Source organism: bacterium, from assembly GCA_036524115.1.
In the GTDB taxonomy this organism is placed as follows: domain Bacteria; phylum JAUVQV01; class JAUVQV01; order JAUVQV01; family DATDCY01; genus DATDCY01.
The window spans coordinates 1-2,542 of the sequence record DATDCY010000271.1 but is presented as its reverse complement, the minus strand read 5'-3'; the positions used below and the strand labels follow the sequence as shown (position 1 = coordinate 2,542).

Sequence of the window (2,542 nt, the reverse complement as noted above, 5' to 3'; positions counted from 1 at the left end):
GCCGACGACCTGCGCGCGCTGGCGGCGGCCATCGCGGCGGCGCGCCGCGACGGGCGCGAAGTGCTGATCGGCATCGGCGCCCACGTCATCAAGTGCGGGCTCTCGCCGTGGCTGGTCGCGCTCATGGAAGAGCGGCTGATCACCGGCGTGGCGATGAACGGCGCCGGCGCGGTGCACGACTTCGAGCTGGCGTACGGCGGCGCGACCTCCGAGGACGTCGGGCCGGCGCTCGAGGACGGGACGTTCGGCATGGTGCGCGAGACGGCGGACTTCCTCAACGGGGCAGCCGCGGACGCCGCACTGGAGGGCAAGGGCTTCGGCGAGGCGCTCGGGGAGGCGATCCTCGGCGAGCGGCTGAAGCATCGCGGCTTGAGCGTCTGCGCCGCGGGGGCGCGTCTCGGCGTGCCGGTCACGGTCCACGTGGCGATGGGCACCGACATCGTGCACATGCACCCGTCCGCCTCCGGCGCCGCCATCGGCGAGGCCTCGCTGCGCGACTTCCACCGCTTCGCCGAGCGCGTGCGCCGGCTCGAGCGCGGCGTCTACCTCAACGCCGGCAGCGCCGTCATCCTCCCCGAGGTCTTCCTCAAGGCGCTCGCGATGGCCCGCAACCGCTCGAAGGGCGGCGCGCCGCGGCGCTTCACGACGGCGAACCTGGACTTCATCCCGGCGTACCGGCCGCTGACGAACGTCGTGCGCCGGCCCACCACGCGCGGCGGCACGGGCTACCAGATCATCGGGCACCACGAGCTGCTGCTGCCGCTGCTGTTCACGGCGGTCCGCGAGGAGATGGCGCGGGGGAAGGGACGGCGGTGAGCGCCGGCCCCGGCTGCGCGCCGGGTCGCCGGGGCCTGAGCCTCTGCGCCCGGGCGTCGGCCACGCCGCACCTGCGCTGGAAGATCACCACCCGGAAGGCGCTCGCCGCCGCGGTGCGCCGGCTGCAGGCCGCCGGCAAGAAGGTCGTCTTCACGAACGGCTGCTTCGACCTGCTGCACGTCGGCCACGTCCGCTACCTGCAGGAGGCGGGCGCGCTCGGCGACGCGCTGGTCGTCGCCGTGAACTCGGACGCCTCGGTGCGCCGCCTCGACAAGGGGCCGGGGCGGCCGCTCAACCCGGCGCGCGACCGCGCCGAGGTGCTCGCGGCGCTCGCGTGCGTCGACTACGTGACGGTCTTCGGCGAGGCCACGCCGCAGCGGTTGATCGCCGCGGTGCAGCCCGACGTGCTCGTCAAGGGCGGCGACTGGCCCGTCGAGAAGATCGTCGGCCGCGAGACCGTCGAGGCGCGCGGCGGGCGCGTGGTCTCGATCCCCCTCGTGAAGAACCGCTCGACGACGGCGACGATCGCGAAGATCAGGAGCGCAAAGCCGTGACGGAAGGCGGCGCGGGCAGGCCCGCGAACGAGACCCTCGAGACGATCGCGCGCCGGCGCAGCGTCCGCGTCTTCGACGGCCGCCCCGTCGCGCCGGAGCTGATCGCCGCGCTCATCGCCGCCGCCAACCAGGCGCCCTCGGCGCACAACAGCCAGTCCTGGCGCTTCCTCGTCCTCGGTCCGGAGAAGAAGCGCGAGCTGGCGGCGCTCGTCTCGGCGCGCTCGGCGCAGTACCCGCGGCCGACGAACGTGCTGCTGCGCATGGGGGCGCGCACGATCGCCAGCGCGCCGGCCGTGATCGCCGTCGCCAACACCGGCGAGCTGATCCGCCACGGCGCGGAGCTGTTCCCCATCGCCGGCGAGCAGAACCGCGACTTCTTCCGCACGATGGAGATCCAGGGGAGCGCGGCGGCGGTGCAGAACCTGCTGCTGGCGGCCGCCTCGCTCGGGCTCGGCGCCGTCTGGCTCGGCATCCTCTACTTGATGAAGGACGAGGTGCTGGCGCTGCTCGGCGAGCCGCAGGGGGAGTTCATGGCGGTGGTGCCGGTCGGCTGGGGCGCCGCGCCGGCGAAGAGCCCGAAGAAGCGCACCGACGACGAGATCGTCCGCTACACCCCGTAGCGGCGCCGGACCTACTGCCGGGGCGGCGGCGCCCCGTGCGCCTTCAACGACCGCGCGATGAGGCCCAGCCCGCCGGCGAGCAGCACCAGCATGACGAGCGTGTTGTAGAGACTCGTCGGGCGGAACCAGATGTGCATGTTCATCAGGATGCCGGCGACGATGATGCCGGCGCCGATCACGCTCAGCACCCAGCCCGCCACCGACCGCGCGTCGAAGAAGAGGAAGCCGACGCCGATCAGCAGCGGCAGCAGCGAGAGGCCGAAGGCATTGAAGCCGAGGAAATCCCAGAAGCCGCCGGAGACGGTCACCTGGTTGAGCAGCAGGTAGCCGCCGATCGCGGCCATGACGAGCCCGCCGAAGAACATCCCCACGCCCCCCGGCGTCCCGCCCGCCCCGCGCAGCGGCTCAGCAGCCATCGCTCCCCTCCCGTCGTCGTGATCGCCGCGCCAGTGTAGCGCACGCGCCGGTTGCCGGCATAGCCCTCACGCCCCGATCCGCGCGAACAGATCCAGCCAGCGCGCCGCGGCCGCCTCGGGCGTGTGCTCGCGCCGG

General features: G+C 73.6%; 4 protein-coding genes. 3 read left to right on the top strand and 1 reads right to left on the bottom strand.

Features of this window, described 5'->3' with window-relative positions; all coding sequences use genetic code 11:
* The 3 genes from VI078_12925 to VI078_12915 form a co-directional block, all read left to right on the top strand.
* The coding region (locus tag VI078_12925; protein HEY6000184.1) for a hypothetical protein at positions 1-816 on the top strand (816 nt) is incomplete at its 5' end.
* Between the two features lie 71 nt (positions 817-887).
* The gene (rfaE2, locus tag VI078_12920; GenBank protein ID HEY6000183.1) at positions 888-1,370 is read left to right on the top strand and encodes a D-glycero-beta-D-manno-heptose 1-phosphate adenylyltransferase; all 483 of its coding nucleotides are present in this window, start codon (positions 888-890) and stop codon (positions 1,368-1,370) included.
* Entirely contained in the window at positions 1,367-1,990 is a 624-nt protein-coding gene (locus VI078_12915) for a nitroreductase family protein (GenBank protein HEY6000182.1), read from the top strand. The genes rfaE2 and VI078_12915 overlap by 4 nt, the downstream gene beginning before the upstream one ends.
* Positions 1,991-2,001: 11 nt before the next feature.
* Here VI078_12915 and VI078_12910 read toward each other — a convergent pair whose 3' ends face one another.
* On the bottom strand, positions 2,002-2,406 hold the full coding sequence (locus VI078_12910) for a hypothetical protein (GenBank protein HEY6000181.1): 405 nt from the start codon (positions 2,404-2,406) through the stop codon (positions 2,002-2,004).
* Positions 2,407-2,542 lie beyond the last annotated feature (136 nt).

What these genes read in the sequence shown, in the direction of transcription:
- VI078_12910 (HEY6000181.1), bottom strand. Translation starts at nt 2,406, where the DNA reads ATGGCTGCTGAGCCGCTGCGCGGGGCGGGCGGGACGCCGGGGGGCGTG.